This is a genomic window from Ktedonobacter sp. SOSP1-52 (assembly GCF_016587395.1).
On sequence record NZ_BNJH01000001.1, the window covers coordinates 2,815,264 to 2,836,019 of the forward strand.

Here is a 20,756-nt window from a genome sequence, read left to right on the forward strand (position 1 = left end):
GACGTCTCCTGAGCTCCTCACCCGAGCTTTGTTATCCTGGAGGGAGGGAGGCTCCAGGTCGTAGCGGCAAAGCACATACCGGGCTACTTCCACCTGGGAAACGAGGAACGCAAGTAGTATTGGCAGCCAGTAAGCACCCAATCACAAGGATGATCACTCCAAACAGGACGAGAGCCCATATCAGTGGTTTTTTTTCATCCAGTGTATTGCGTCGATAAGCTGCCAGAGAGAGCACGAGAGAGATCAAGCTCCAGAGGCCCACAAGAAAGTAGCCGACGACACTCAAACCGATGGCTTCTTGATTGAGTTGCAGGACCCCGAATTTGAGGGCATCGGACACGATCTCCCACTGAACCGACGGGCCAAATTGATATCCATCGGAAAGAATACTCAAGACTGCCCAGAGCGTAAACAGGGTAAGGCAGATAGCCGTGATGCTATTGATGGCAGATGAGCGTTTAAAAGGCCACTCTTGCATACTTCTTCCTTTCAGGTCGCTTTTTTCTGATGTTTTCTCATTATAGCTCATTGAGGAAGAAAGGAGGCGAGAGAGAAATTCGTTGGCTGACATACCCTTCTTTTTCCGAGCATCTCTGTTGACTTTGCACTAGGAGGTTTACAAGAGCTTGCTCGACAAAAGAGAACCAAATCCCTTTAAGTGAGGTTGATGGTCGTTTTCTCCTTGTCCTCGTGCTGTTCTTTCATACCAAATTGGCCTCTCGATATCATGAACCCTCTTTAGCGGAATTTAGAGGGGAATGATGTCGGGATCCCAATGGGACAAATGACCCATGCTTTTCCTGGGTCATTGTGGGAGCATGTGATCACAACGAAAGATAGCACAGGATAATTATAAAGAACAGGAGTTTCTATGGTTTCTTTGCCTCCCACCAATAAGCGATTTTCACCAGGACAGGCAGTGCTTGTTCTGGGAGGCATGACTGCATTTGCAGTGTATGCTAGTATATTCGCGATCTGTCTGGTTGTGTTGCAAGAAATGCGAAGAAAACAAAGCGAGCGTGGAATGGCTCTCCTTGTTGAGCTTAGGCAACGCTTCCAAAGAGCCTGGCAACCAGTGCAACCTGCCCTCCCACATCGCCTTTGGCTACTCCGTGCACTTGCCCTTTCCGTATCATGTTCATCATCTCAAAACCTTGCAGCGTTCGCCACGCTGTCTCGAAGGAAAAAAAGCCCATTCCCGGCTTCGTCAATCTCTTGATGAACCGGTGATCTTGCTCGATGAGATTGTTGAGGTACTTCACTTGTCGTCATTCACAGCTTGCGTGGATATATCCTTCTGCTTTGAGGTCATTACATGCTTTGGGGTAGGCTGAGTTTTTGTCCACGTTGATGACACGAGGCTCTGTGGTATGAGAGGCAGCAAGCATCTTGAGAAAGAAGCGCGTTGCGGCGTGCGCATCTCGTGTCGAACTCAAAAAGAAATCGAGCGTGTTGCCTTTTGAATCAACTGCACGATAGAGGTAGACCCACTGCTTTTTCACCTTGATATAGGTCTCGTCCACACGCCACGAGTCGTTCGTCGGCTTCACGTAAGGACGACACCGTCGCTCAAGCTCAGAAGCATACTCCTGCACCCAGCGATAGATAGTGGTGTGATCGACGTGCAGACCCCGTTCCAGCATGATCTCTTCCAGATCGCGATAGCTCAACGAATAGCGCAGATACCAACGTACGCACAAAAGAATGATCTCGGCTTCAAAATGACGCCATTTGAACGGATTCTGTTCGATCATGATGGAAAAACTCCTCTGCTCTGCTTCAAATAAAGAAGAGTTTATCATCGCCTCTTCATTCTTGCAACACAACCACCTTCTGTCACTGTCCTCGTCGTGATCCATTGCGCTCCCTGCTCAACCCGATTGAGCATGTCATAGGTGAAACGCACTGCGTAGAAATCGTCACTGAGTTTGCGTATGGCTGTCAGCTTCAGGTCGGCAAAGCCGCGAAGGTTTGCAACGGCGAGGGTGGTAAAGGTGGTCTGACGGATGCTTTCGACCAATTCGGGGGGATGCTGGTGAAAGAGCATTTCTGTCTGCATCTGGTCGCTTTCGTGCAGCTCCTCTTGCTACTGCTGTTCTTGCTCCATTGGGTGGCTCCATTCTCCCATCGGTTGAATCCACAAGGCAGAACGACGAAGAGCACCATATCGGAGAAATTGGCAGTCACCTCAATCCTTTTGGGCCATGCTTTAGTCAACAGACCTCAGGCAGTTCTATCAAGGTGGAACTGCCTGAACTGGTGCGAAGGTTGAGGACCACAACTATCGGGAGATTGCGTACGTGCTCTGAAAGGGGTATGTTTCCGCAAATGGCTCAGGGCGAGGTGAGGATCAACCCGCGATTTCCCACGGCGACAAACTGCGATCCGGACCAGGTCACGCCCAAAAGTGCTTGTGAGGTTCCCGAATCCTGGGCTATCCAGGTGTGGACGTCGGATGAGGTAAGGATAGTACCGTCATCTCCCAGGATTTCAGACCATCCAACGATGACAAACTGCGAGCCGGACCATGCGATGTCAGAAAGGTCCTGTGAAGTTCCTGAGTTCTGGGCTGTCCAGGTATCACCATCGGGTGAGGTAAGGATAGTACCAGACTGTCCCAGGACGATAAACTGCGAATTTAACCAGGCCACGCAAGTAAGTCTTTTCGACGTTCCCGAGTCCTGGGCTATCCAGGTGTTTCCATCGGTTGAGGTGAGAATCGTGCCAGATACCCCGACGGCGACAAACTTGGAGCCGGACCACGTGACACTCAAAAGATTTTGCTGAAGATTTAAGCTTTGGGCCGTCCAGGTGTGCGCGTCGGAGGAGGTGAGAATCATTCCTCTGTCTCCTACAACAACAAACTGCGAGCCAGACCAGGCGACAGCCGCGCGGTTCATCTGAGGACCCGAGTATCGGGTCGTCCAGGTACGTCCATCAGGCGAAGTAACAATCGTAATGCCCTGCCCATTCCACCCTACAGCGATAAACTGCTTGTCTAACCAGGCTACATCCAAGCCATCCTGCATATCACCCGCTTGCTGGGCTCTCCAGGTGTGTCCATCAGACGATGTGAGAGTTGAAGAAAATCCTACCGCAACAAACTGCGAGCCGGACCAGGCTACCTCTTGAAGGATATCAGAAGAATCAGTAATCTGAAGATTCCAGGTTGTGCCAGGGGTGGCCCGGGGAGTCGTGGTGACCTTCTCATTGGCTTGAGTGGCGGCAGTGGCCCGCCTATTGGCCCGGGTAGTCGCGGTGACCTTCTCATTGGCTTGAGTGGCCGCAGTGGCGACTTGCCAGATACCAAAGCTGCTTCCAGCGATAGAGACGAGGATCAGGAGAAGCAAGCCTCCAACAAGAATGGGGGAGCGTCGCTTGTTGGGCCCCTTAGGCGCTGACGGAGGAAAGGTAGTTGAGCGCAGAGGTGTTCTGACAGGCTGCGTAGCCATAATTTGAGAGCGATGAGTTGCGACACTAGCCTGCTCAGCAGAGACCTTCTCCTGAACAGGCGCAACGACTGACATAGGAGAAGGGGGTTGGGAATGCTGTATGTTGCGAGAGGGTGCGACTTCATTGCTGCCCGCAAGGGTATGCGCCGAAGATGCGTTGAGGGCTGGGGAAACGGGAAGTGCGCTCTCTGTTCGCGTTTCCTGCAAGGCTTCCTGCAAAACCTGGGCAAACTCAGTAATGGAAGGGAAGCGCTCCTCTGGCTTTTTCGCCAGGGCACGTTGTAAGACATGATCAACGGCTGATGGTAACTGAGGGTTGCACTCGCAAGCGGATGGAGGCTGCTCTTGAAGATGGGCAAACATCACATTCGGGGGCGAGCCCTGAAAAGGGGGGGGCCAGTGAGCAGTTCGTAGGCCATGATTGCAAGAGCATACTGATCGCTGGCAAAGACCGGCTTATTGGCCCATTGTTCGGGGGCCATATAAAGAGGCGTACCACGCACATGCTGGCTCGCATTGGAGGTTGCGCTTGCTAAGCGCGCAATGCCAAAATCGCAGAGCAGCAGATGAGGAAAGTCATCATGTGCCGACTTGCTCTGAATCAAGAAGTTGGCGGGTTTGACATCCAGATGCATGATCTGATGATCGTGTGCAAATTGCAGAGATTGTCCGGCTTGCTGGATGAAATGCGCGATTTGTTTGAGCGTCAGGGGTGAGGTTTGTCTCGTTTGGGCCCGTTTTCTGAGCCAGGCAGTTAAGGAACCTTCAGGACGATAGGGCATAATCAGATATGCAACCTGGATATCATCGATCAACTCCTCGCCGTGATCATACAATGGCAGGATCGCCGGGTGATCGAGCTGAGCAATAGCATTCGCTTCCCGCCAGAAGAGGCGTAAAGCATCACTCGCAGCGTCCCGTTCCGACTGGATCATCTCCATTCGAATGAACTTGGCTGCGACTCGCCGCTGGACGCGGACATCTTCAATAACGTAGACCTCCCCCATACCGCCTCTTCCGATTAATTGGAGAATACGATAATGGCTAAACTGTTTCCCTACAAGTGCCATAAACCCTCCCTGTTTTGCACATGTCCATTTTTCGCGAGAGAGAAATCTTTTGCTGAATTATATCTTCCGTTATGATAGAATGCGTTCCCCGGCTTGGCTCACCCCTGCAACCATGCTCCAGGTCGTTTCTGCCATCGTCCACCATGGCTTCATATAGGGAGTAGTAATTTTGCGTTTGTCATCAGCCAAAACCAGAGGATTCTATTGCGTGGGAAGTTGTGCTCGTTATTAGGGCATCCAGGCATTCAGCGAGATAGCACTATCCAAATAACGCAAAAATGCAATCGGGGCCCCTATAGGACACAATTTACACACTTCACAAGAAGCATACCAGATGAGAGGTGGGTTTTCTAGTGACATTTGCACTATTGACTACTCTTACAGCATTGCCCAAAAAGATTGGATCTGTCAGAACTGAGACCACAGAAAAGCTTTCCGGACGAATGGGATGTTTATCTCCCACTCATTGATCTATGAGGCCGCTTGTATCATTGTCTGTAAAGCGGCAAGACGCTGGAGAAAGGTCTGTCGTTGTTCCCGAAGAGAAACCACTTCGCCCATCGTGCGGCGAGGACGGAGATACTGGCGCAATTCTTCAAAGGCACGACAGAAGCGTGCCGCCGCTTCAATGGTTCCAAAACCAGGCATCGGATAGTACCGTTGTTTGATACCCCGATGATCTTGCTCGAGCCGAGTATTGAGATATTTGCTCGTTCGATGCTGAACATGGCTGCCCATCGTCTCGCGGATGGCACGCGGATAGGACGTATGACCATCGGTCGTCACCTGTTCTGGTGTATGGCCGACCACATCAACTGCTTGCTTGAAAAATCGCTGCGCTGCCTCCATATTTCGCTTCTCACTCAACAGAGAATCCACCAAATTGCCCTCGTGGTCGATCGCTCGATAGAGGTTGCACCATTTTCCATGCACTTTCAGGTACGTTTCATCGACGTACCACGATGTTCCTGCTTGGCCACGCCGTTTTGTCCGCAATTGGTCCGCAAGCAACGGCGCAAAGCGCGCTTCCCAGTCTCTGATCGCCTCATGTGTAAACTGGAAGCCACGCCCTAAAAACATCTCAGCGACATCACGCAGACTCAGTTTGTAACGCAGACGCCACAGGACTGCGAGCAGGACAATATCTGTCGGGAATTCCAGATGGTTGAAAGGAGTACCCGTTCGCTCGTTTTCGGGTTGTTGTGGTAGCACAGTGGGGGCAATTCATCAATCATCATTCCTCATTCCATCCTCTTTTCACAGCACCATCATACTAGAAGGATGGCTGCTCTGCCAAGGGCGTTGCCTGAGTTCTGACAGAACCCACTCATCCCATGTCTTTCTCTTTTCAGCCCCTTTTTCAGAAACCTGCATCCTTGCACGCAATCAAGTTGACAATACCATCGTTTGCTCACCAAATCTCAATGCAGCGCGACTGAGGGGAACTTGTTGGCTTTCAAACGAATAGGTTTATGGCGCCTCCCAGACTTGGACGGTTTTATTGTAAGCATATGTGAAGGCGATGCGCGTGCTATTAGGCGACCAGGTTATGATGTGGATGGGTTCTGTATTCCTCTGATTAGGGTAGGTAAAGACATTGCCTCCAGTAGATGCATCCCAGATCTGCAGTATCCCGTTTATCTCATCCACGGTGTCATTTGAGGCAATGTATTTGCCATTGGGAGACCAGGACACGACATCCACATAACCCTGCGGCTCTGAACAGGTAAAGACTTGTTTTGCAGTGGCTATATCCCAGATCTGGACATTTCCATTCGCTAGAGCGATGTGTTTGCCGTCGGGAGACCAGGACACGTCGGTTATCCAACCTGAGGTTGGTTGATAGGTAGCGATATGACTCCACTTCGTTGTATCCCAAATCTGCAGCGTCCCATTTGCCAAGGCGAGGTGTTTACCATCAGGCGACCACGCTATATTTGCTCCAACACCTGCTGGGTCCAAGTGGGTAAAGACAAGTTTCCCTGTAGCTATATCCCAAACGCCTATTTTGCTCCCTCCATTCTCAGGACAAGAGGTCAAGGCGATGTGTTTGCCATCAGGTGACCACGCTATATCAATCCCCCAAATTTGCTGGCTCATGCGCTGCCTGGGGTAGGCTAAAACATTTTTTCTGGTGGTTGCATCCCAGATCTGAAGCGTCCTATACGTGGAGCCAAAAGCGATGTGTTTGCCATTGGGGGACCAGGACACAGTGTTCTCTCCGTTGAAAGGGGTTACATAGGCATCGATCTGCCCAGTTGTAGCTGTATTCCAAATCTGCCTCCCATTGACCGCTTCCCAAACCTGGAGTACCCCATCTTCAGAGATTGAAGTAATACATTTCCCATCGGGCGACCAGGCTATGCCGACCACTATAGCCGTATGACCTCCATAGACATACGAGGAGGGGTGGAAATCGAGATGGGTACGGGATGTGTTTGTCCACCAGATACTGCCGACCATTCCACTGGCGATCAGCATTCCCATACCAAGCAACACTTTTCGTCGACCGATGTGGTGATGCGGTTTGGAAGATGGAAACTGGGTCTGATGGGATAGATACTGTTTTTCGCCTGTAGGAATAGCTTGATATGTTGGAGGTAGCCAGAGGCGACCCGTTTCTCGGCTCACGCACTGCTGTTGAATCGCTTCCAGAGCGAGACCAATCTCTCTTACCGTGGCAGGTCGCATATGAGGATCAGGCGAGCTCATACGCAGAGCCAGGGCCGCAAGTTTGCCTCTACCGTCTTGCTGATCGAGATGCAATTGAGCAAGGGGTTCGGTAGAACCCTTTGCCGAGAGAGCCTCGCATAAGATGATGCCCAGGCTGTAGATATCGGATTGTGGAGTCGTCTGTGCTTGACCATACTGCTCAGGAGCAGCGTATCCTGGTGAACCCAGTAGCCGGGTATCATGGGCCTGGCTGACGCGGAAGAAGCGTGCAATACCGAAGTCGATCAGAGAAAGTTTGCCGCTATGAGATCGGATGATATTCCCTGGCTTGAGGTCGCGGAAGATAATGGGAGGCTGATGGGTGTGCAAGTAATCCAGCACAGAGCAGAGTTGGAGCGCCATAGTGAGTACCTCGCCGAGCTGGAGAGGTGTATCTTGGGACACGTGTGTTTCCAGGTACGTCTCCAGAGTGGACCCTTCTAGGTATTGAAGCACGAGATACAAATGGTCGAGATCACTGAAATGGTCAAAGAACTGTGGTATCTGGGGATGACACAATTGAGAGAGAAAGCTCACTTCGCGATTGAACATGTCAGTGGCATCAATCACTTCTTGGGCACTTCGCCCATGCAGGGTAATCTGCTTAATGGCAACGTTGCGCTCAGCCTCCAGATCATGAGCATGATAGACCGTGCTGAAGCCGCCAGTGCCAAGAATTGCGCCGAGCCGGTAACGTTGTCGCAATAAAGCTTTATCTTGTGAAAGCTCACTAGGCGCATCAGTTGTCAGGAGATGTCCACAGGAAAAGCAGGAGGTGTGGGCTTGCCTGTTGTTCGCTGCACCGCATATCGAGCAGAAATCTGTTGAGCTTATGGTCATAGTTATGTTCCTTTTTCTTCAAGGATTGAATGCAATCCTGTCCGTCCTACTTATCGTTTGGTCCAATATGAATAGCTACCAGGTTCCCATTGAGAGAAGAAAGAACACATCGGCTTCCTGATCTTATTCAGCTGGAGGCATTGGGGAAATCCGTTTACTATCCAGCTCTTTGCTCATCTCGCCTTTATCTTGTTTCGTTGTCTGGCTACTAAAAAATAAACACGTTTATTTTTTAGTGTAGTGCATGGAACTAGGTTTGTCAAGAGAAAGTAAACACGGTTACTTTTCAATGCGACAAATATTCACGTGTGAAATAGCAGAAAGAATGAGGGGTATACAGAAAGAGCATGAGTGGTTTAAATAAACGAAATAGAAAATAAAAAGAAAAATGAAATGGGTTCTCCGTCCTTCCGGGAAGGATGAGGTAATCATGCGTCATAGCGTATCACCGACCAAGATACGAAGACGCAAATTTCCAAGGTTATGATAGCCATACGCCTGACGCATCATCGCCTTCGTTCGATTGTTCTTGCCTTCAACAAATCCATTGGAAATGCGCCTCGGCAAGAACGGAAAAAGGCCAAGATTTCCTGTTTCCATTTGCTGAAGGCAGAGAGGAGGGTGTAAAATATTTTGTATATGTGGTCACTATGGTGGTACCGTTTGTCTTCTAGACAGAATTCGGGCAAAAATAAGATAGAACTCAGCCATATGAGAAATGTGGTTTGTAACTACACTTGCTGGTAAACAGCAACGGGGTTTGGTACTCTAACGCCCGTTGCAATCGCTGATGATTGTAAAAGTGAAAGTAGGCTGTAATCCCTTTCCTCGTCTGTGGAACGGTCTGGTAATCTTTTGAATATATCTCCTCATATTTCACGCTTCGCCACAATCGCTCGACGAAGATATTGTCAAGTGCTCTTCCTCGTCCATCCCAACTAATACGTACCTGTGCTTGTTGTAAACGAGTGATGAACTCTCGGCTGGTAAACTGGACCCCTTGATCCGTGTTAAAAATCTCGGGTCGTGCTACTTGCAGAGCCTGATCTAACGCCTCTAGGCAAAAGCTGGTATCCAAGGTGATTGAGGTCTCCCAGGCCAGCACATAGCGACTGAACCAATCGAGAATAGCGACCAGATACACAAATCCTCGTGTCAGGCGAATGTAGGTAATATCACAGCTCCACACCTGGTTTCTGCGGTCAATCGCAAACCCTCGCAGTAAGTAGGGATAACGAGTCTCTTGAGCTCCCGGCTGGCTCAGGTGCGGTTTGGGATAGATGGTCTCTAACCCCATCGTGCGCAAGAGTCGCCTCACCCGTTTGCGCTCGACGCGATAGCCCTGGGTGTGTAACCAGGCTGTCATCTTTCTAGTTCCATAAAATGGCGTCCGCGTGTACTGCTCGTCAAGCAGCCGCATCAGCAGCAGATTTTCCTCGCTTTCAGGGAGGGGCTCGTAGTAGTAGCTCGAACGAGCCAGGTCCAAGAGTTCACACTGACGCGCAATGCTGAGTGTCGGATGATCTGGTTTGATCCGTTGACGCTTCTGCTCAACGGAGGTGGCCTGATTTTTTTTCAGAAAGTCGACCTCCACTTTGAGCTGACCGATTTGCTGATAGAGACTGGCGATGAGTGCCTCCTCGTTCTTCTCTCGCCCAGAAGGTGGCTGTGCGAACAGGGAGGGGAGGTCATCGAGTGCTTGCTTCTTCCACTGGGTAATTTGTGTCGGATGCACTCCATATTCTGAAGCAATCTCATTGGCGGTTTTCTGACCTCGAATAGCTTCCAATACTCGCTCAGCTACCGCGATCTGGAGGAGATCATGCTCGAACGGGACCTGTATGTCGATCACACCACGATCTCTCGCTGGGTTCAGAAATATGCTCCTGAATTGGAGAAACGCTGTCGACCCCATCTGAAGGCATACAACGACTCCTGGCGCGTGGATGAGACATACATCAAGATCAAAACGGTGTGGTTTTACTTGTACCGAGCTGTGGATTCCGCAGGGAACACGATCGAGGTCTTCCTCAGTCCAACACGGGACGCTGAAGCGGCCAAACGCTTTTTCTGTAAATCGCTGCACTCTTTGACATTTTCAACCTCTCAAGTATGTTTGATCGAGGAGCACGTGACTTCGCCCACGCCTGTGCTTGACCTCGGTACCACCATGTTCGCCCTCCGCGTGATCACTGTAGACAAGAACGCGGCGTATCCCAAAGCGATTGCTGAGCTCAAAGCCGCTGGTACCCTTCCCGAATCGGTCGAACTCAGACAGGTGAAATATCTCAACAATCTGATCGAGCAAGATCATCGCTTCATCAAACGCTTGACGAAACCTGGTATGGGCTTCTTTTCCTTCGAGACGGCGTGGCGAACCTTGCAAGGATATGAAATGATGAACATGATCAGGAAAGGACAAGTCCAAGGGGTAGCCAAAGGCGATGTGGAAGGGCAGGTTGCATTGGTTACCATGCTGTTTGGACGGACAGCCTAAACTGAGCAAGCAGAGTTCCTTCCTCCTATTTTGCCTTCTTTCAATTTCTTGCAACACAACCGCTTACAGCGCCTTATGATGAAATGCCGAAGGCATAGAACTTACCGTTATCAGAGCCGACATAAACTACGCCATTGGCCACCGCTGGCGAGGAAAAGATTTGGTGACCCGTGGAAAAGGACCAGAGTGGCTGGCACTGGTTGCGGCAACTGGCATCAAAGGCATAAAGCTTGCCGTCAACAGAGCCAACATACACCACTCCATTAGCCACCGTCGGCGAGGAGTTGACAGTTCCACCCGTGAGAAAGGTTCCGAGCGGCTGGCACTGGTTGCGGCAACTGGCGTCAAAGGCATAAAGCTTGCCGTCAACAGAGCCAATATAAACCACGCCATTAGCCACCGCTGGCGAGGACAAGATCGCGTTACCTATGGGAAAGGACCAGAGTGGCTGGCATTGGTTGCGGCAATTGGCATCAAAGGCATAAAGCTTGCTGTCATAAGTGCCGACATACACCATGCCATTGGCCGCTGCTGGCGAGGATTCGATATCGCCACCCGTGAGAAAGGACCAGAGTGGCTGGCACTGGTTGCGGCAATTGGCATCAAAGGCATAGAGCTTGCCATCATCGGAGCCGACATACACCATACCATTGGCTACCGCTGGCGAGGATTCGATAGTGCCATTCGTGGGAAAGGACCAGAGTGGCTGGCATTGGTTGCGGCAACTGGCATCAAAAGGCATAAAGCTTGCCTTCATAAGAGCCAACATACACCATGCCATTGGCCACCGCTGGCGAGGAGTTGACAGATCTACCCGTGAGAAAGGACCAGAGCGGCTGGCACTGGTTGCGGCAACTGGCGTCAAAGGCATAAAGCTTGCCGTCAACAGAGCCAACATACACCATACCATTGGCTACCGCTGGCGAGGAGGCGATATCGCCACCCGTGAGAAAGGACCAGAGCGGCTGGCACTGGTTGCGGCAATTGGCATCAAAGGCATAAAGCTTGCCGTCATAAGTGCCGATATACACCACGCCATTGGCCACTGCTGGCGAGGAGACGATAGGCAGATAGGGATCGCTACCCGTTGCAAAAGACCACAGGGGAGCCAGATGTTTGATATTTTGAAGAGAAAGAATCTTTTCGCCTGGATTCCAGTGCGTATGTGCAGCATCAAACCCAAACATCACCCCCTGTTCTGCGACCCTTGTGGCATAGGTGCGAGCTGCACTGGTTGCCGTGGCGTTTGCAGGGGGAATGCCAGTATGGTGTGCAGTTCTCCCATCCTTTGACGGCGCAAGGAGCTGAATGAAGCTGGGAGAGAAAAACACACTCATGATCAGTACCAGAACGAGTCCACCAATAAGGAGGGTTTTCCTGGTAGGTCTCCTGTGATGGACACTAGGAGCGGATGAGTGAACAGCGCTAGACGAAGGTGAAACAGAAGTGGAAGTGCGTTGTGATAACCGCGTGCTCGTAAAAAGACTCCTCGATAATGGCGTACGATTTACAGATGATCCTTGCGAAGTTGGGGACATCTCCAAAGGAGGCAACGTCTGCTTTGGTCTCTCCATTTCCTGAAGAGGAGGGAGTGAGGTCGGATGCGGAGAAGAAAGAGGTGATGGAATCAGAGGAGAAGGGTGCTCCGCTTTCAATGGCAACGAGGGATGGGCAACTGCATCCTCACGTGGCAGCGTTGTACGTTGGCTGGTGCTCTGTTGACAGGCACGAGAGAGAGCGCTTGCAAAGGCGCGTATATCAATGAAGCGCTCGCCTGGATCTTTGGCAAGGGCTTTCATCAAAACTGCTTCGACCTCCTGTGGTATGCTGGGGACGATGTGGCGCAAGGGGGGAGGAGAAGCAGTAAGGTGTTGCGAGATTATCTCCCATTGAGTCCCCCGGAATGGACGTTCTCCACTGAGCCACTGATAGACACAGATCGCCAGGGCATATTGATCGCTGGCAGGTCGCGGCTTGCCCTGGACCTGTTCGGGAGCCATGTAGTGAACAGTACCAGCCATCCCTTGCGTGCGTAATGAGTGCTCAGCGTGAGCAACGGTTGCAATACCAAAGTCGGCGAGCCAGAGAGAGTGTTGGTGATCAAGCAACATATTCTGAGGTTTGATATCTCGGTGAATGAGACGACGGTCATGAGCATACTGTAATGCCTCAGCCACTTGTGTGACATAGGAACAGACCACGTCTAATGGGAGACGGGTTCCCAGAGGATGGCGCTGGTGGAGTGTGCCATTGGGTGCATACGCCATCGCCAGAAAGGGCACATCCTTCTCAATGCCAAAATCGAGAATAGGCACGATATGGGGATGCTGGAGCCGGATCATCCGAGCCTCTTGTAAAAAATCCTTGAGCGTGCCCTGGGTCAGGTGAACCTTCAACACCTTAATGGCAACCTGGGTATGATCATAGATCTGTTCGCCCAAGTAGACATCGCCAAAGGTCCCAGCTCCGAGCAGCCGTTGCAAAGAATAGACATCCATGCGTTGTCCAACGCGATCAACCATAACGTTTCCCCCTTGCATTCTTTCTAGAATCCAGGAACTATTGTAGAGAGAAGGATCGATAGTCTCAGTGAAATACTTCACTGAGAAGAGGATTTTACCGAGAAGAAGGTGGTGTACTCTTTTGGTTTGACTCCTTGACCAATTTCATCCTTGCGCCTTCCAGAACTTTTCTCGTGACCGTCTAGTATCTCTAGAATCAGGGCTTGTGAAGGATGTGTCAGAACGGAGAACATAGAAGATCACAAGGCGTGCTTCATCTTCAACCTGAATCTGTTTAGGCGACCAGCAACATGGTTTTCAAGGCATCCAATCGTTGGCAGAAGAGATGACGTTGGTCAGCGAGGGAAACATGTTGCTTTCTCGTGGTCCGAAACCGAAAGAACTGGCGTACCTCGTCATATGCCCTGCAGAAGCGAGAGGCCGAGGTGAAGTTCCCAAACCCCCGCATCGGATAATAGCGCTGTTTGATTCCACGATGATCTTGCTCCAAGTGGTTATTCAGATAGGCATTCCAGCGATGCATGACCTCGCTGCCGACAATCTCACGAATCGCACGTGGATAGGAGTCATGTCCATCGGTCGTTACCCGCTCTGGGGCGTGACCAACCATTGCAATAGCTTGGCGGAAAAACTGCTTTGCTGCCTCCATATCGCGTTTCTCACTCAGGCGTGAATCGACCAGATTCCCATCACGATCGAGAGCGCGATAGAGAGAACACCACATTCCTCGCACTTTGATGTACGTTTCATCTACGTCCCATGATGTCCCTATTTGTCCCCGCCGCCTGGTACGCAAGTGTTCTGCAAGTAAGGGAGCAAAACGAGCTTCCCAGCCTCGGATCGCCTCATGAGTGAAGACCCAACCGCGCTCGAGAAACAGCTCAGCGAGATCCCGCAGACTCAGTGTATAGCGCAGCCGCCAGAGCACGACAAGCAGAACGAGATCGGTTGGATATTCCAGAAAGTTAAAAAGTGTGTTGGTGCGCTCATTGAAGGTATGGTGGCACCTTCGGCAACGGAATATCCGGTAGCCAAGTGTGGTTTTCCTGTTTTGTTCTCTCGTCGTTACAGACAGGCAGTACGGGCAATTCATCGGGCACGCCTCCCCCAAATGTTTCTGTGCTGATCAGTCTATCACACTCTAGCGGAACTTCGCTTAGAGTTCTGTTCTTAGTTCTGACGCATCCACCACATTTATTAGTCATCGAATACTCATCATCTTCTCACTGGTAGCCTGCTTTGCAGGAAACGTTGGGACTCTGTCTTTGAGACGTGCAAAGTTGCATATATCACCTGCAATAGCTCAAATGTGGCTTATATCACTTTATAGGAACCCCTCGTTCCGCACATTATTAGTCTCAAAATACCTCTTTCCCTCTTTATCAAAAGCTGTTGCATGTCTCGCTTCTCGTTTCGTCCCAATATGAATAGCTACTAAGCCCCCATTGAGATGATGAAAGCAGACATCGCTCCAGCCACACTCCTCCATCATCACCTTCAAGTGCGGCGCATCGGGAAAATGTTTGAGAGAAGCTGGCAGGTATCGGTAGGCTTCAAACCTCTGGCCGAGCAGCAGACCGAAGAAGGGTGCATAGGTGTAGAAGTAGCAATGAAACAGATGCCTGAAGAAGTTGCTAGGAGGATGGCTGACTTCCAAGCAAACAACCTGGCCACCAGGACGGACGACGCGTCGCATCTCCCGGAAACTTTGCGGAATATCTGCAAGGTTACGTACGAGAAAGGCAGAGCAACACCCATCTACGCTGTTGTCTGGTAAGTCAATGGAGGTAACATCACCCCTTCTGAGTTCGATCCGATCGTGGAGTGCTAACTGTCGTAGTTTCCGCTCTCCTCGTTCGAGCATCTCAGGGGTCTTGTCTATCGCGATCACATGAGCTCCCGGTTCTGAGGCTTGTATGATTGCGATGGCGAGGTCAGCTGTCCCTGTCCCGAGATCTAAGCCTGTTTCGCCCGCTTTGAGAGCGAGATACCGTGCTGCTCGATCGCGCCAGAGACGAATCAAGCCAAAGCTGATGAGCAGGTTCATCCAGTCATAGATCGGTGCTATACAAGCGAAGATATTGAGGTCGGAGCCGCTTTGGCTCTCGCGTGGGGCATTCTCTAAGGAAAACATGGATGGCAACTCCTTTTCACAAGGCCCTGATACGTCCACTCGTAAGCTCCTCCTGTTGCCTGTACAGCGCTGTCAAAGATCAATCCCTCATGGTACCAGAGATCATCCAGGAAGCTATACTCTACCGTGGCCTGGAGTGCCATATAGTGCGTCTCGCTTTTCTGTAGATCGACTCTGGCCAGTGCCCCTAGAGCGATCGCTGGGGTATAACTTGCCACACCCAGATCCATAAAATGAGCGAAAGCATCAAGGGAGTCAAAAACGTGTGAGTCCAGCGCACAGGGAGAGAGGGATGGCTGGAACGAGGCCGAAAACAAGCATTGGCCATCGTGATGGACTCGAATCGTACGGACAGTCCCGTCTTGCGTAAGAGAAGCGCGCACTTTAGCGATAGGGTCCGCGAATACCCATGGTCCAAGGGACGAGATGAGCGAACGGTCCGTATAGCGCCTGAGAATATAGACTGATGACATAGGTTGCGTGCCGGTGATGTCGATCACACCACACCGATAGGCGCAGGAGATGGTCTCCAGGCCAAGTCGTGATGGCAACGGCACAAGCGTTACACGATCCAGCTTCAGGATACAAAACGACACCACGCTCCATCCATGAAAGACCTGAGGATAGAGAGAAGTAACGGGCAAATGGCGAGCGAGCACTTCTGGTCTCACCCGGAAGTTAAAGATGAAGCGCTCGAGAAGGCGAGCTTTGACTGTACGTGTTCTGAGCATACCGTATGAATCCTCCCATGCACGGTGATACGTTCCCTTATGGCTCGCTGATGATTTCTCGTGGCCCATAGCGCCGCGTCAGTGTTCGCTGGAGATAGATGAGTAGCACCCCAGTTGCCCCTCCCATAGGAAGAGCGATCCACCCTGTAAAGATCAGGTCCCATATAACCAACGCAATTATGATGGGACCTGACGTCCCTGGTCGCAACAGATGGTCTCCAATCCAGGTCGGCCAGGGGAACGCAGCTATAAGTGCAGCTATCAGGAACATGAGCGGCTGAGCGAGCGCACTTCCTACTATTCCAATCAGGAAGCCACGTTTGACGGTCGCGCGCCTGGGTCGCACGATCACGAGCCACCAGAGTGTTCCCCCTGCGAGCAGGGCGGCAAGGGCTGCTTGGATAAAGAGAAAACTGGCGAGAGGAATGAACAGAGAAACAAGAAAAGTAGTAGGTCCTGAGGAAAGGACAACACATAGTCCAAACAAGGGCCAGAACACGCTAGGAGGCCGGACACATGCTATTTCAGAGGTAAAATTTGACATCATCGAATTCCTTTTCTCTTCTTCGTCGCAATAGTCACTCTTTCGCTGGTAATTGCTCTGCGTTTCTCCCCCCTTTAAAGACACTGGTAATTCCCCTTTTGTCAGAGCCGGAAAGACGACGAGAGAGCGCTTGGGAGAACCAAGTGTCTGTAAGAAGATGCATTTGCGACGGAGCTTCTCTAAAACTCGATACTCTTTCCGGCTATGGCTTTGCTTTGGCAAGAAGGGTTGTATGAGAACAACAGACGTGCTTAGGTGTTGTTATGCACTCCTTCTGTGGATAGTATTGTCTGCCTCTCATCGCCAAGCATGGGGCCGAGAATGGCACCCAGTCGGGCTAGTGTCTGCCTGACGGGCGGGAGCCAGAGAAGTGGCTGCATCAATTTGAGCAGATCGCGGAGAAACGCGAGCAAAAGGGATGTCCTGCTGGCCTTCTCGCTCTCATCAATGAGCCAAAAGAGCACCATAGCCAGGTGCATGCCATAGAGCACGGTGGCCAGATCCTCGCACTGGGACTTTTTTGGTGCATCTTTGGCCCCCAGAATGATCTCCAAATAGGTCTTTCTACCACGACGGCGAATATCCGCCGTGCCCTCGCTAAACACCCCTGCGTTTGAGCGAGAATTGAGGGTGACTCCAAAAAGAGCGCTGAGTGCTGCACGATAGGGGGCCATCAACTCCAACTGTCTGGCAACCATCGCGTGAAAACGCTCAGGCAGTGAGCCAGGAGCAAGCTCATGTGCATATTTTTCCAGTTCCGCACACAGGTTTTGATAGAGCTCTAACACCAGTTCTTCTTTGCTTCTAAAGTACCGATACGTGAGCCCTGGTGAAGATCCCACTTCTGCCGCAATCTCTCGCATCGTGGTCTCTTCATATCCTTTGGACTCAAACAGGAGGAGAGCGCTTTCGAGAATGCGCTGGCGCGTCAGGTCGCCTTTTCGGGTTCTTTCCCCCTCTCGCTTCTCGTTCATTATTCCTCCCACTGTCTTGATCTCTTGCCAGTCCATAAAAGTGAATATGTTTACTTTTTAGTAGTATAGTGCTTGGGTACAAGATTGTCAAGAGAAGTAAACGTGTTTATTTGTGTAAGGGGATTGGCATCTTCCCTCTTTGGGGAAGCCAGCATACGTGGGCTGATATAGATCTGTGGTGTGGTAATTTCTGGCCGCCTTCCTGGGCGCGGGATGTCCTCATGTTGTTCTCTATCGAGATTTCGATGAGCGGGACGGGTTGCAAACTGATCTCGTGCTCGCGCCTGGCGCGAACCATATCCACACTGACCTCCTGCCCTCTGCTCATCTCCGCGTTCCTCTTTCCTTTATGATACGGCAGAAGGAATAAGGCAATCTTGCAAATGCGTGCGGTTTTGTCAAAAATCTGTTCAGATGGAGTGATGGCGTCGATAGGCTCGTGGAATGAGACCGAGAGCGCGTTTGAACACCTGGTCAGGTGACCTTGCCTTGCAAATCCGCTCTCCAATGTGACATGAACTTCGTGCCTATTGCTCTGTCAAGTACAAGGAAGAAAGAGTGACACGTATAATGGTCCCATAAATGGTTCATCACCACTTTTCGTGCTCAACAACGACAGATCTTCATGCGGCCTCCAGAATCCGACTGCGTAACAGCTCGAAGCTGCCCCGACCATACATAGAACGCTTCACAAACTTCAGGCGATTGATTTGCCCTTCGACTGGACCATTGCTGTAGGGAAGAACTAAAGAGGTTTTCACTGCTTCATAATCATTCCGCAGTCCTTGAGCAAGAGTTTCTACGTCGGGAATACCACACCGTTCACCTCTTGCAAGCCAGAGATCGAAAGCCTCAAAGTTGCGTTTCTTCATCAAATTCACGAAACTTTGAGTGAGATCATACAGCATCTCCACGTCTGGATGTTGGCGGATGAACGCAAGCGAACGCTGCTGCTCAGAATCGAGAGTGTCGGGGTCCTTGAGCAGAAGCCAGACCAGATGCCTTGGTGCTTCCAGAGCCACAGGTTCCACCTCGTTGCTCTCTTGAGAGCAGGCAGGTTGCTGAGCAGTCGTTCCTGCTTCTTCTTCCTGGGCGAGGCCCAAGAGATCTTTTTCTCGAAGCGAATGTTTGCGTCCGGGTTTTTCACGGTGAGGAGCAAGCCAGCGATTGACCAGCTTGTAGCTCCCTGTAAAGCCTCGCGCTTTTAATTCCTCCCAGAGTTGGTTGGCTTTGCGGCATCCTTGTGCCAGTCGTTGTTCCAGATAGGGAACGTAAGGGTCGAGCAGGCTCTTGGTTCGCAGGATATTGGCTCGCTCTGGGAAAGCGCCCGCATAGACGTAGTTGCGGACCGTGCTTCGGCTCATGCGCAGTTGGTCAGCAATCCCCAAGATGCTCATTCCTTGCTTGTAGAGCGCAACCACTTCTTCATAGCGAGCTTGGCGTCTGAGGCGAGCCACTTTGGACGCGGCGATTTCCGCCTGGCTCCGTCGCCGTTTGTATTGCATCTTCTGGGAATGCCCCGAAGCTTTTTGCTGCTCGACAAGTTCCGCATGAATACGCTTGAGAGCCCGCTCCACTGCTTCTCGTAAGTTTTTGTAGAGTAGACGGCCAGCGCGTTACTAAACTGAGCACGTTTCCGACCGTCCCTCTCCGAACCGTGCTGACACCTTTCGATGTACACGGCTCTCTAGTTTCCAGTTCGCTGTGGGATGTTTTTGAGCGCATCACGCGCCAACACCCTCTTGGCTCCTGTACTCCCTGCCACGCTTTCCCCTGTGCTGAGCTTTCCTCAGCTCCTTGGTCGGGCGTCACTCCGACGAGTACTATCGTGGCTCCGTTCCCATAGACCTCTCGATCCGTAGGGAATCCCGAATTCCGTTCATGCGATACATACAGCGGGTTGTAGGTGTCCCGTTTGCTGCCTTTATTGAGCTCATTGCTCAACGCCCTTTCCCATCGAAGAGTATCTCGGTCCTCATCAATTACCGAGATAGATGGAGGAATCGCTTCAAGCGCGCTGCGACTGGCGTTCCATTACGCCACTGGCAACTAGGCTTCAAGGAATGCACCTTTCACCATGCCCGCAGGTCTTGCGGCGCATCGAGCTACACGCTTTCGCCCGTCACCGCTTTTCCTGATATGCTGCTTTCCCCTTTGTGTTTCCACGCCAGGTAGATCAGATGACCTCTAGAATCCCTCTTCAATTCTAGGCCGATGTTCGGCGATATCGCACTACGTTAGACGGCGCACGAGGACATGAAAACGATCAGCTACCTGCCGGGCTTCTGGAGCTCCATCATTCGCCCCACGTGCATACTCGGTGGAACGGTCTCGGCTAATGACCAGAGCGCCAGGGTGGGTTCTCAGCCAGAAGGAAAAAGTTTCCGCAGTCCGGTCCATCAGCAACTCGATTGGGCGGTGGGTCTGGAGATCCACTAAGATTGTCCCATAGATGCGACCTCGCTTGAAAGCGAAATCATCCACTCCCAAGATCGCTGGGACGGTGATTTCTGATCTGCTGATCGATTTCGCTAGCCGCAGGAGTGTCTGTGCCATCCCCAGGTGGTTGAGCAGACGCTCTCCAGCCTGCCCTGAGAGGGCGATCGCAAAGTGCTTGAGGGTGGCAGTGAGCCGTTTCGTCTGCCGCCCGTAGCGTGGGACTACCTCTGGTAAAGACTCGACGAAGGTTTGTCGTCGACACTGCTGATTCTGACAACGGAACCGACGAACTCGTAAGTTCAAACAAACTGCCTGCCCGCTGACAGGCAGATCAGCAGGAGAACGAGTGTAGGAACTGTGAACCCGATGGGATTCCTGCTGACAAGCAGGGCAGATCGCTGTTTGAGCAAGGCTTCGAGCTGTTATTGTCATCGTCGTCGGCGTGTATACAGCTTCCTGCACCTCAAAGCCTGGTAAAGAAAAAGGAAGCATGGGGAAAAGAAGGACCTCGTTTCAAGTGATTGGTATCGCCCATGCCGCTCTTCTTCTTTTTCTACGGATGAGCGCTCCTGCGGTTGAGCACGAAAAGTGGTGATGAACCGATTTGCCGCCATTGAATTATCACATTTACACCGTTCTGCGACTCCGTTGGACTGGTCATTTTCAGTTGTCCCTTTCCTGGCAACTTTTGTTAGCAAACTGGCAGCTTTTCACGGAGCATTTCTGCTCCGTTGAAGAGGTTTCTGGTCATTTTTGTTGTAGCAAACTGGCACTTTTTAAACTAACAGAAACAGACCTGCGAGCCTGTTTTGCAAATGGCAGAGGAGAGTTCATATGATAG

At 51.3% G+C, this 20,756-nt stretch carries 16 protein-coding genes and 4 pseudogenes; 1 reads left to right on the top strand and 19 read right to left on the bottom strand.

The window, feature by feature from the left end; translation table 11 throughout:
- Nucleotides 1–31: 31 nt before the first annotated feature.
- The 9 genes and pseudogenes from JMJ16_RS13480 to JMJ16_RS13520 form a co-directional block, all read right to left on the bottom strand.
- Nucleotides 32–478, bottom strand: coding sequence for a hypothetical protein (locus JMJ16_RS13480; protein WP_201381970.1), 447 nt, complete (start codon nucleotides 476–478; stop codon nucleotides 32–34).
- A 565-nt stretch (nucleotides 479–1,043) separates the two neighbouring features.
- Nucleotides 1,044–1,754: pseudogene (locus JMJ16_RS13485) on the bottom strand (IS6 family transposase).
- A gap of 44 nt (nucleotides 1,755–1,798) precedes the next feature.
- Complete coding sequence (locus JMJ16_RS13490; RefSeq protein WP_201381972.1) at nucleotides 1,799–2,059, bottom strand: hypothetical protein; 261 nt, start codon at nucleotides 2,057–2,059, stop codon at nucleotides 1,799–1,801.
- A gap of 274 nt (nucleotides 2,060–2,333) precedes the next feature.
- On the bottom strand, nucleotides 2,334–3,818 hold the full coding sequence (locus JMJ16_RS13495; RefSeq protein ID WP_201381974.1) for a hypothetical protein: 1,485 nt from the start codon (nucleotides 3,816–3,818) through the stop codon (nucleotides 2,334–2,336).
- On the bottom strand, nucleotides 3,815–4,522 hold the full coding sequence (locus tag JMJ16_RS13500) for a serine/threonine-protein kinase (RefSeq protein WP_201381976.1): 708 nt from the start codon (nucleotides 4,520–4,522) through the stop codon (nucleotides 3,815–3,817). Before JMJ16_RS13500 ends, JMJ16_RS13495 begins: the two co-directional genes overlap by 4 nt.
- A gap of 471 nt (nucleotides 4,523–4,993) precedes the next feature.
- Nucleotides 4,994–5,750: pseudogene (locus JMJ16_RS13505) on the bottom strand (IS6 family transposase).
- A 242-nt stretch (nucleotides 5,751–5,992) separates the two neighbouring features.
- Entirely contained in the window at nucleotides 5,993–8,074 is a 2,082-nt protein-coding gene (locus tag JMJ16_RS13510) for a serine/threonine-protein kinase (protein WP_201381978.1), read from the bottom strand.
- Nucleotides 8,075–8,509: 435 nt separating this feature from the next.
- The gene (locus JMJ16_RS57000) at nucleotides 8,510–8,674 is read right to left on the bottom strand and encodes a transposase (RefSeq protein ID WP_201381980.1); all 165 of its coding nucleotides are present in this window, start codon (nucleotides 8,672–8,674) and stop codon (nucleotides 8,510–8,512) included.
- 103 nt (nucleotides 8,675–8,777) lie between these two features.
- Nucleotides 8,778–9,875: pseudogene (locus JMJ16_RS13520) on the bottom strand (IS3 family transposase); the annotation flags it as partial.
- A gap of 21 nt (nucleotides 9,876–9,896) precedes the next feature.
- Between JMJ16_RS13520 and JMJ16_RS13525 the strand changes: the two are divergent.
- On the top strand, nucleotides 9,897–10,571 hold the full coding sequence (locus tag JMJ16_RS13525; RefSeq protein WP_374228959.1) for an IS6 family transposase: 675 nt from the start codon (nucleotides 9,897–9,899) through the stop codon (nucleotides 10,569–10,571).
- Nucleotides 10,572–10,644: 73 nt separating this feature from the next.
- Here JMJ16_RS13525 and JMJ16_RS13530 read toward each other — a convergent pair whose 3' ends face one another.
- From JMJ16_RS13530 to JMJ16_RS13570, 10 genes and pseudogenes are all read right to left on the bottom strand, one after another.
- Nucleotides 10,645–11,313, bottom strand: a complete 669-nt coding sequence (locus tag JMJ16_RS13530; RefSeq protein WP_201381984.1) for a PQQ-binding-like beta-propeller repeat protein — start codon at nucleotides 11,311–11,313, stop codon at nucleotides 10,645–10,647.
- The gene (locus JMJ16_RS13535; protein WP_236601465.1) at nucleotides 11,303–13,093 is read right to left on the bottom strand and encodes a protein kinase; all 1,791 of its coding nucleotides are present in this window, start codon (nucleotides 13,091–13,093) and stop codon (nucleotides 11,303–11,305) included. The genes JMJ16_RS13530 and JMJ16_RS13535 overlap by 11 nt, the downstream gene beginning before the upstream one ends.
- A 274-nt stretch (nucleotides 13,094–13,367) precedes the next feature.
- Nucleotides 13,368–14,186, bottom strand: a complete 819-nt coding sequence (locus JMJ16_RS13540; RefSeq protein ID WP_201381988.1) for an IS6 family transposase — start codon at nucleotides 14,184–14,186, stop codon at nucleotides 13,368–13,370.
- A 231-nt stretch (nucleotides 14,187–14,417) separates the two neighbouring features.
- Complete coding sequence (locus JMJ16_RS13545; RefSeq protein ID WP_201381990.1) at nucleotides 14,418–15,227, bottom strand: ubiquinone/menaquinone biosynthesis methyltransferase; 810 nt, start codon at nucleotides 15,225–15,227, stop codon at nucleotides 14,418–14,420.
- Complete coding sequence (locus tag JMJ16_RS13550; RefSeq protein ID WP_201381992.1) at nucleotides 15,215–15,958, bottom strand: DUF2071 domain-containing protein; 744 nt, start codon at nucleotides 15,956–15,958, stop codon at nucleotides 15,215–15,217. The genes JMJ16_RS13545 and JMJ16_RS13550 overlap by 13 nt, the downstream gene beginning before the upstream one ends.
- Before the next feature lie 37 nt (nucleotides 15,959–15,995).
- Complete coding sequence (locus JMJ16_RS13555; protein WP_201381994.1) at nucleotides 15,996–16,505, bottom strand: hypothetical protein; 510 nt, start codon at nucleotides 16,503–16,505, stop codon at nucleotides 15,996–15,998.
- Between the two features lie 248 nt (nucleotides 16,506–16,753).
- Nucleotides 16,754–17,476, bottom strand: coding sequence for a TetR/AcrR family transcriptional regulator (locus JMJ16_RS13560; protein WP_201381996.1), 723 nt, complete (start codon nucleotides 17,474–17,476; stop codon nucleotides 16,754–16,756).
- A gap of 623 nt (nucleotides 17,477–18,099) precedes the next feature.
- Nucleotides 18,100–18,840, bottom strand: coding sequence for a transposase (locus JMJ16_RS13565; protein ID WP_374229004.1), 741 nt, complete (start codon nucleotides 18,838–18,840; stop codon nucleotides 18,100–18,102).
- Nucleotides 18,823–18,981 (bottom strand): annotated as a pseudogene (locus tag JMJ16_RS57005) (helix-turn-helix domain-containing protein); the annotation flags it as partial. The gene JMJ16_RS13565 and the pseudogene JMJ16_RS57005, both read right to left, overlap by 18 nt.
- 727 nt (nucleotides 18,982–19,708) lie before the next feature.
- A complete protein-coding gene (locus tag JMJ16_RS13570; protein ID WP_201382008.1) occupies nucleotides 19,709–20,407 on the bottom strand; it encodes an ISL3 family transposase in 699 nt (232 codons plus the stop codon).
- Nucleotides 20,408–20,756: the final 349 nt, after the last annotated feature.

Bases quoted from the DNA above. Each gene is read 5' to 3' on its own strand.
- JMJ16_RS13570 (WP_201382008.1), bottom strand. From the start codon at position 20,407: ATGCTTCCTTTTTCTTTACCAGGCTTTGAGGTGCAGGAAGCTGTATAC.
- JMJ16_RS13535 (WP_236601465.1), bottom strand. From the start codon at position 13,093: ATGGTTGATCGCGTTGGACAACGCATGGATGTCTATTCTTTGCAACGG.
- JMJ16_RS13555 (WP_201381994.1), bottom strand. From the start codon at position 16,505: ATGATGTCAAATTTTACCTCTGAAATAGCATGTGTCCGGCCTCCTAGC.
- JMJ16_RS13480 (WP_201381970.1), bottom strand. From the start codon at position 478: ATGCAAGAGTGGCCTTTTAAACGCTCATCTGCCATCAATAGCATCACG.
- JMJ16_RS13545 (WP_201381990.1), bottom strand. From the start codon at position 15,227: ATGTTTTCCTTAGAGAATGCCCCACGCGAGAGCCAAAGCGGCTCCGAC.
- JMJ16_RS13510 (WP_201381978.1), bottom strand. From the start codon at position 8,074: ATGACCATAAGCTCAACAGATTTCTGCTCGATATGCGGTGCAGCGAAC.
- JMJ16_RS13540 (WP_201381988.1), bottom strand. From the start codon at position 14,186: ATGAATTGCCCGTACTGCCTGTCTGTAACGACGAGAGAACAAAACAGG.
- JMJ16_RS13550 (WP_201381992.1), bottom strand. From the start codon at position 15,958: ATGCTCAGAACACGTACAGTCAAAGCTCGCCTTCTCGAGCGCTTCATC.
- JMJ16_RS13565 (WP_374229004.1), bottom strand. From the start codon at position 18,840: ATGAGCCGAAGCACGGTCCGCAACTACGTCTATGCGGGCGCTTTCCCA.
- JMJ16_RS13500 (WP_201381976.1), bottom strand. From the start codon at position 4,522: ATGGCACTTGTAGGGAAACAGTTTAGCCATTATCGTATTCTCCAATTA.
- JMJ16_RS13525 (WP_374228959.1), top strand. From the start codon at position 9,897: ATGCTCGAACGGGACCTGTATGTCGATCACACCACGATCTCTCGCTGG.
- JMJ16_RS13530 (WP_201381984.1), bottom strand. From the start codon at position 11,313: ATGCCTTTTGATGCCAGTTGCCGCAACCAATGCCAGCCACTCTGGTCC.
- JMJ16_RS13490 (WP_201381972.1), bottom strand. From the start codon at position 2,059: ATGCAGACAGAAATGCTCTTTCACCAGCATCCCCCCGAATTGGTCGAA.
- JMJ16_RS57000 (WP_201381980.1), bottom strand. From the start codon at position 8,674: ATGGAAACAGGAAATCTTGGCCTTTTTCCGTTCTTGCCGAGGCGCATT.
- JMJ16_RS13560 (WP_201381996.1), bottom strand. From the start codon at position 17,476: ATGAACGAGAAGCGAGAGGGGGAAAGAACCCGAAAAGGCGACCTGACG.